The 8,252-nt window shown below is 56.0% G+C and carries 3 protein-coding genes; all 3 read left to right on the top strand.

From position 1 onward, the window contains the following. Positions 1-2,027 (top strand): hypothetical protein (locus ACF8AM_RS16485; RefSeq protein ID WP_392556689.1); only part of this gene is annotated, 2,027 nt, incomplete at its 5' end. A 17-nt stretch (positions 2,028-2,044) separates the two neighbouring features. Next, positions 2,045-3,871 carry a DNA methyltransferase gene (locus ACF8AM_RS16480; RefSeq protein WP_392556688.1) on the top strand — a complete coding sequence of 609 codons (1,827 nt, stop codon included), beginning with the start codon at positions 2,045-2,047 and terminating at the stop codon, positions 3,869-3,871. Between the two features lie 185 nt (positions 3,872-4,056). Next, positions 4,057-8,252: pre-peptidase C-terminal domain-containing protein (locus tag ACF8AM_RS16475; RefSeq protein ID WP_392556687.1), on the top strand; the 4,196-nt coding region annotated here is incomplete at its 3' end.

Below are 8,252 nucleotides of genomic sequence, written 5' to 3'. Positions count from 1 at the left end.
GTTACCCAATCGTCATGAATATCAATCCCTCCCCCGCCGAACCGCACGAGGATCACCCTCGGAACGACGGCCCTGAATCTCAGGGACCGGATTCGCTGCGTGAGGACGCCATGCTGGACCTGCTCCTGCAGGAAGCTCTCGGTGGCCCAACGCCACCCGATCAATCCAGCCTGATCTTGCGGCGTTTGTCAGACGAGAACGATGCCGCGAATTCGAAACAGGCACCGTCCCAACCGGCCTCCGCTCGCGACGCTTCCCTGGCAGGCAAGAATGCATCCAAGCTGCCACTCGTCAAAATCCTGATCGGAACCGCCGCCGGATTGCTACTGTGCGTCGGAATCGCGGTGGGCGTGAAGTACCGATCCGATGCAACTCTGCAAACGATCGCTGACCAACCAACTGACCACGCCGCACCGTCGACTCCCATCCCTTCCCCGGTAGTCGAAGACGACGCCCCAACCGCGGCACCGAAACCGGCTCCTCGAAAACGGACTCAACCGATCGAACTGGCCGGCGATCCATCGAGGTCCCCCGCGTCCAACTCTCCTTCGACCGACTCGCCCGAGTTCCCGAATCGAGAAGAGATCCGACGGGATGCCCCTTCGGGCACTGTCCCGTCGATCACCCTGGTATCCCAGAACATCGATTCGCGTTGGCAATCGCATTGGAAACGATTGGGAATCAGCCCCACGCCTTCGCGTGAAAAGGACGCCATTCAACAGGAAATCGCAAACCGCCTGGGCCTTGTGGTCCCGCTCGAAGCGATCGGCGACTCGGAAGCAATTCGAACTGCCATCGAAAGCCCATCAAACCGAGAAGCGATCTCCAATCGATTGCTGACCGCATTCCTGGGCAAGAAAGCCAAGCACCAAGATGCCCTGAAGAACCTCAGTGAAGTTCTGAAGAAGGGCGCTGGTGCCGATCGCTTGATCGCAACATGGATGCTGCCGTCACAGGTGGAGGCTCCCGCCGAGAAAGCCCCCAAGGCAAACTCCAATCCACCGGCAGCGACCGCTTGGATTCGAATGTTGCAGCCCGCGGACCTGCATGAAGTCACCGTCAAAACCGCGGCGTTGACCACCCACAAAGACCTGCGTTGCCAACGCTGCCATGATGTTCCCAACTCCGGTGACGACGTCCCGACTCAATCCGATTACTGGACGATCGCCGCAGGTCTGGCTCCCCTGCTGAACCCAGCTCGTGCAGACCAAGACATTTTCTATGACACGCTGGACGGGCGTCGCCAATTGGCAAAGCGTCCCAGCGAAGAACAAACCAAGGCTTGGTCAAACCAATTGGTTGGCTCTCGAGATTTGGCAGAAGGAATCGTGTCGACCTTGTTCGCAATGGTTCACGATGTCCCGCCCACGACCAGCCCGTTTGATTTGTCGGTTGCCTCGGCCGCTTCGGTTCCACCGGAGACGCTGCGTCCTTTGGTCGATGATTTGATTGCCAGTGATTTCGACGTGCTTCGCAGCCTGTCGATTCTGTTGTCCGACGCCGTGATGACTCGCTCGGTGCCCGATGCCATGTCACCCCAAGGAATCTTGGTCGCGGATGATCAACAATGGTCCAGTGCCGTGTCCGCCGTTCACGCGATGGCGGCTCGATCCCCGTTTCGTCGCCCTGGATCGGCACAGCGCCGATTGCAGGTCGCTTTGTTAGACGCCAAACCGAACTGGCCAGCCGGCAGCGGTCGCGATTCGTTGTTGGCTCAGCCTTTGGGCATCGAAATGTCTGCCGAGGGCAAATCACCAGTTTCAGAGAAACGCCGATCGGATCAACCACGCGATCGCAAAGCGGCGGTGGCTTCGACCGGTTACCCCATGCGATCGTCGATGATTGTCCCGGCTTGGATTTCACAGTTGCCTGATTTTGACAGCCGCTTGGATCACGTCGCCCATCTGGCCGGCCAGCTCAAACTCAACAACGCCCAACGGCAATTGGCACACCAAGCCCTCGCGTCGGGCGACGAGGAGGCGTTGATCTTCGAACGTTTATGGTGGATCATTCGGCCCAACACTTGATTGTTTGTGGCCCGTGAATGGATCCGAATCTTTTGAAGACTCCCCCTGCGTTCGGACAAATCCACGTTTCTGATTGCGTCGAGGGCATGGCAAACCTGCCCGCCGGATGCATTGACCTGGCGTTCGCCGACCCGCCCTTCAACATCGGATATTCCTACGACGTCTACGATGATTCGCTGGAGTCCGACGAATACATCCAGTGGTCCGAAAGCTGGATTCGCGGCGTGCACCGGGTGCTGGCCGATGACGGAGCTTTCTGGTTAGCGATCGGCGACGAATACGCCGCCGAGTTGAAGGTGCTTGCGCAGCAGATCGGCTTCCAATGCCGGAGCTGGGTCATCTGGTACTACACCTTCGGCGTGCACTGCAAATACAAGTTCACTCGTTCGCACGCCCACCTGTTTCATTTCGTCAAAGACGCCAAGCACTTCAAGTTCAACGCTGACGATCCAGCCGTGCGTGTGCCTTCGGCCCGGCAGTTGGTCTACAACGACCGCCGAGCCAACAGCAAAGGCCGGATGCCTGATGACACTTGGATCCTGCGTCCTCAAGACCTGCCTTACGGCTTCACCGCCGACGAAGACATTTGGTACTTCCCCCGAGTCGCGGGCACGTTCAAAGAGCGAGCCGGTTTCCACGGATGCCAAATGCCCGAACAGTTGCTCGGCCGCATCATCCGAGCCTGCAGCGACCCCGGCGACAAAGTGCTGGATCCCTTCAGCGGCAGCGCCACCACCGTCGCCGTTGCCAAGAAACTCGGTCGCGAATTCATCAGCTTTGAAATGAGTGAAGAATACGTTTCGCTCGGAACCGAACGTCTCGAACAAATTCGTGTTGGCGATCCGCTGACAGGTGCCGCAGACCCACTTCGCAGCGCACCGGCCACCAACGGCAAGAAGAACGAAACCAAAGCAAAGAAGTTAGCTCGTGAGGAGGAAGAACGACAACGCTGGGCAACCCAAGACGTGGGGCCGCAGTTGAAATTCCAATTTGAAACCCTGCGTGCGATGACCGATGACGAATTGATCAACGCCTTCCGCGAAATCCATGATGGCCACTCCGTCGATCGAGTGCTGCTCGATCCGGTGCTCAGCGACCGCTTGGAATCCGCCTGTCGCCGGATCTCCGAACGCGAACCCGCTGCGTCCCGACGCCAACGATTGATCGAACTTCGTGCGTCCGGTGCACTGACCGCGGAAGGCATTCACACCGAGCGTCCCACGACGATTCCGACGACCACACTGGAACGGTTCAGCTACGCCGCTGAATTGGCGTGGGCGACCCTGGTGCAACGTTATCCCGATCACAGCTTGGACGATATCTTCACCGATCCAAACCTGCTTTCAGAGTTTGATCGAGAAGCGTTGCTGCATGCGGCTGATGCCGATCCATTGACACTTCGTTGGTGTGCGACGCAACTGCGATCATGGGCCAACATTGCGCGTGAGCATCAACCCAGCGAAGATGCTCCCGAGCCACCAAAGCCAAAGTTCTCAGCGGCCAAGAAATGGAACGCAAACGCTGGGCCAAGTTCCAAAACCGGGGCTGCGAAAGGCGGCCTGTACCAAGTGCTCGCCCAAGACGGTTCCGTGTTGTTCGTGGGCGAAACCTCCGACTTCTCCGTTCGTTTTGGCGACCACCTCGCCGACGAATCAGCAGCACGATTTTTGCGAACCGAAGCCGGCGGGCAACCCAAGTTCCGAACCGCGTCGATCCAGGACGCGACGGGCCCCGAACGACGCCTCGCGATGTGCCAATGGCTGCAAGAAAATCCGGCGACCTCCCGGAACCTCGTTTCCTTGTGGAGCACCGGCATTCCACTGAGCGTAAACGCCCCTTCTTGATAGACACGCTCGGAATGAGCGTGTCGAGAAACTACAATCGTTGGAACTGAATATCGATCCCGCATCCAACTCGGTGTCTGAGCTGACATTTGGCTGCCATTGGTTCGAAGTCTCCAACGCAGCAAGTTACTCAACTCGAGAGAAGAGCTTTGATTCCCGGTCGAGCCCAAAGGAACCGCCGTCGCGTGCGGCTGGAGCAATTGGAATCGCGATGGATGCTCGCCGCCGATGCCACATCGGATATCCCCGATAGCACGCCGCTCGTGTTTGCTCCCGTTGTGGAAGGACGAGACTTGCAAATTGCGTGTTCGACCGGCGATCTGCATCAGACCAACAATCGATTCTCGCTTTCGACCGAGGAGCAAACGGAACTTTCACTCTACGTCAATGCAGGTGGTTTAGCACTCACATTCAATGCCACCCTTTTCGACGAGGAGGGGAACTATGTCACCAAGAGTGATCCATCTTCCCCACTCGATTACAAATCGATCCTCGTCCCGGAAGCTGGTGAGTATCTACTTGAAGTTGATCCCTCGTTTTCCTCCGACTACGCCAGCGAATATCACTTGAGGGTACTGCAGGGGAGCTTCCCCTTCGAAACCGAATCGCTTGCCCCACTTCTTTCGGAACTTCAGGGCATCGGAACAGCAAGCGCTGCCGGTGTGATTGCCAGCGGACTGCATGACGAAGACATCGACTCATACTCGCTCGGAGTTCTGGCGGCAGGAACGCGAGTCGATTTGTCCGCCAGCATTCCGAGTGGCGGGACGGCCGCACCAATCATCGAGCTTCGTGGCCCCCGCGGCATCGTTGTCGATCAAAATCCCGCTCGAGACAAAGTCGAAGCGATTGTCCCAAGTCTCGGCACATACGAGGTACGAGTGCGGCAGGAGACCGTCTTTGGCGATAGCCGTTATCAATTTCGAGGTTGGAATACCAAGACAGAAGCGGACCAACTGGCCCACGAAAGCGCCGGACACTTGCTCGCGATCAACAGCGCCGAAGAACAATCGCTTTTTGAACCAATCGATAGCGAAACTTGGATTGGAATCAGCCTGGGCGAACACGAGTCAGTCGACTCACTGAGGTGGTCAAACGGCGATGAACTTACCTATACCAATTGGCAGGAAGGTGAGCCGGCGTTGTATTCGTATGAATCGCGTGGCGATGGAGTCATGGATCAGTCTGGTGAATGGGCCCTAAGAGAAGTCTCTCCCTACTCCGGCAGGTCGACCATCATCGAAATTCCGCGAAGCGACGATGATCCGGTGTCTTCGTTTGCAGGTCCCGATGCACTGTACCTGCTAGACGTTGTCGTCACCGACGCGGATGCCCCTCAAGTTGTATCGGTATCGGGAATCCCCACCCACGATATCATCGCAGATTCGCCATTGGTTGAGTTTGGTTTTGAGTTGAGTGAGCCCGTCCAAGCGACTGGCGACCTGAACCATATCATTGATCTACGCGAGGCTGGCCCCGATGGCGAATTCTTTACCGATGACGATCGACTCTTCCATACAACATCCAAACTTGATTCGCCGACTGAACTCGTCGTCTGCATCCTGGACGGTCCCATCGCAGATGGCCACTATCAGATTTCCATCTCGGATCAACTGACGGACTCGTTCGGGAATCCTTTGGCCGCTGGTGCTGGGTACAGCAAATCGTTCGAGATCGCGATTGATGCCGAACGTTTCGTTTTTGAAGGAGTCGACAACAACACCATTGAAACGGCGACGACGATTCCGTTGACGCCTGACTCGGGAGGAACAGGACTTTCGCACACGACGCGAACCGGCCTGGGGTTGATAAGCCAATACGGAGATCCGGACTACTGGACATTTGACGTCGCAGCGGCATCTGAAATTGCGGTCCGCATTACGGGTAGCGGACGAGGACTGACATTGCTGGACGCAGATGAAAATGTGCTGGCACAAGGCGTCAGTGTGATCAACGCAGTCTCATTGCCAAAAGCAGGCCAGTACTTTGTCCTCCTCTCAGGATCCCTTGGATCAGATGCAAACGCACCGTATCAACTTTCTTTGGATGTCTCCCAATCAATCACGCTGGAAACCAACTCCAGACAATCGAACATCAATCCCACAACCGAGGTCATTGAGTTTAACGAAACGACCAATCCGCGATTGGCCAAGGTCACCGGAGCATTGGCTTTTGGCTCGGACTCCCCACAAGACAGATTTTCCCTGGGTACATTGAACGCGGGATCAACAGTCTCGCTCCGATCGATCCTGCCGCACTGGAGCACACTGAAACCCTTCGTTGAACTCTATCGTGGTTATGAGAGAGTTCTTGACATCAATGTTTCAGAAGAAGTCTTTGAAGGTACGATTGCAGTTGACGGAAGCTACTATGCTGTCGTACGGGCCGACATTGGATACGGTCTGCACGGCCAGTACATCCTCGACATCGAGATCAATGATGACATCGCCCCGAAACTTCTCGAAACACCAGGCTTGCCCGCAGCGGACGAAGTAGGCGATGGACTGATCGGTCGCTTCGAATTGAACTTCAGCGAAGACATTTCTTTAGAAAACGACTTGATTGACCTGCGTGAAGCGGGCGCGGACGGCCAATTTGACACCGATGACGATCGACCATTCCATGTCGAGTTAACAAGCGATGGAATTAGTTCGTATTTCGATGTCATCGTGACGGATGGTCCGCTAGACACCGGACAATTCCGTTTGAAGCTAGATGCCGACATCACGGACTTGTCTGGGAACACATTGGATGGCGACAACGCCGTCACACAATTTTTCCGATTGGATGCTGTCGACAGCACAGAAATCTTTGAAGGTTTCGACAACGACCAGCGTGATCGAGCGACCGTTTTACCACTCGAATTGGATCCAACCGGAACCGGATTTTCGCGAACGCCTCGCTCGGGCGTGGGTCTCATTGAAACCTTCAACGACACCGATTGGTGGAGCTTCGAGGCTGAGGCTTCGCAAACCATTCGCGTCACGCTGACGACGGAAATGATTGAGACCATGGATCTCACGATTACGGACTCCGTGGGGAATTCCTTTGGCGTCGAACGGTCAACGCACCCACAAGGCGACAAGTCAACGATGGTCAACCGTTTCCGAGTTCCGCGCGACGGTGAATACTACATTCAGATTCAAAAGCGATTCTTGATCTCCAGCGAGTACCAACGCGACTACGAATTGCGAGTCGATACTGTTGCAGGCCAAGCGTTGGAATCGCGAGAACAAGCAAACCAGCACAAAGGACATGGCGACACAATCGCGTTGAACTCAACCCCGAATGGATCGCTGAAGGGATCCATCGCTGGGACACTCCTGCTTGCAGACCGTGATACGTACAAACTGGGCTCACTCGAACCGAATGTCCAAGTTCGATTTACAATCGATCGACCTGAGTGGAGTCAAGTCGAACCGGTTATCGGTCTTTATGGTGTGGGCTCAGCGTTCACCGAAATCTCTCCGGACGAAGACGGTAGCTTTCGAGCGTTGACGACCGACCGTGGGGAATATGAAGTGCTGGTCGCGGCCAATCCGGAAGGGAACGGCGCCGGTTTCGATGGACAGTATGTGTTGAACGTGGAAGTCGTCGACACCGTGCCGTTCCGAGTCACGGAAATCCGCGGGCTACCTTCGGACAAAGGCGAGACCGACCAAATGCTGTCGGATTTCGAAGTGACCTTCAATCGCAACCTAAGTGAAGACTCGTTCGAATCATCCGACGTCGCCATTGTGGAAGCCGGTGCGGACGGTCAGTTCGGTACCTCAGACGATCAATCCTACGCACTCAGGCACGAATTCGCGTACGCCCATGGAGAAGGACAGCACAACCGTCTCCACTTCTCCGTTGATTCTGGAGTGAACGTTCTGCGTGAGGGCAAGTATCGACTGCACCTACCCGCTAGCTTCGAATCGCGATTTGGCGAACCGCTCGCGGAAGGCGATGGCTATTCGACAGACTTCTCGATCGAAGAATTGCCCAACGGGTATCTTTTCGAACATCCCACAAACGATGACCGGACTGGCGCGGTCCATCTTGATCCTGAGGCACCTGGTTCGAATTGGTTGGTCCGCGGCATCGGATCTCTGGAACGAGATGACGACATCGATTTCTGGAGCATCGACGCGTCAGCCGGAGATTGGGTCACCGTTTGGACCCCCAATCGATCCAGCTCTTATTTTACAACGTTAGGTCTTTCGAACGAAGCTGGTCAATACATGACCGCGAGCTCGCGTCATCACCAATATCCGCAGCAGGGTGCATTCCAGCATTATGTGATCCCCACGGATGGCGAGTACTTCGTGGCAGTTGAAGGCAACACAGCCCAACTTCCAAACGACCGGCTGTATGAACTCTGGGTTCACATTGCCCCATT

Origin of the sequence: Rhodopirellula sp. JB055, from assembly GCF_043100905.1 — a bacterium.
Lineage (GTDB): Bacteria > Planctomycetota > Planctomycetia > Pirellulales > Pirellulaceae > Rhodopirellula.
Note: the sequence above shows the minus strand (reverse complement) of the source record. Positions and strands in the feature narration are given on the sequence as shown.

Coding starts and splice junctions, on each gene's coding strand:
- ACF8AM_RS16480 (WP_392556688.1), top strand. CDS start 2,045: ATGGATCCGAATCTTTTGAAGACTCCCCCTGCGTTCGGACAAATCCAC.